The 462-nt window shown below is 51.1% G+C and carries 1 protein-coding gene; it reads right to left on the bottom strand.

All coding sequences use genetic code 11. The features are described 5' to 3' along the window. On the bottom strand, nt 1-462 hold a 462-nt coding region (locus tag M9194_RS21590), incomplete at both ends, for a contractile injection system protein, VgrG/Pvc8 family (protein ID WP_250614771.1).

Genomic DNA, 462 nt, shown 5'->3' with positions numbered 1-462 from the left:
CCATGGAAATTGCAGTTTTACTCGGCCGTAGTCGTCGCAATAGATTTCTTCATTTTTCGGGCCAACAACGGTGGCAATTTGTGGGCCATCAACGCGAGGTTTGGTTTGCATCGGTGCTCGCCATGCACGGTTGCTGGCGATGGCTTGGAAATTATTGTTGTAAGTGGTTGCGCCTGTCCCGCCCATTTCTTCCAGAGACTGAGGTTGAGTGCCGTGGTGGTGGACATCCGTCACCAGCCAATCACGATTACATGAGTCATCATTGTGCTCTTGTAAAGTAAACATCACCCCTGGCAGTAAGGCAGCAACATTACCCATACCTTGCGCCGTATTGGCATCGCTACGTAAAGACTCCAAACGGAACTGGGCAAAGGGTTTACCACTTTCATCGCTTTTGTAGCGGCCCGGGTAGTCGTAGTGTTGATAGCGATCGTTGGGATCATGCGCATCAGCCGCTTGTTG

The organism is Vibrio sinus (genome assembly GCF_023634645.1).
In the GTDB taxonomy this organism is placed as follows: Bacteria; Pseudomonadota; Gammaproteobacteria; order Enterobacterales; family Vibrionaceae; genus Vibrio; species Vibrio sinus.
Note: the sequence above shows the minus strand (reverse complement) of the source record. Positions and strands in the feature narration are given on the sequence as shown.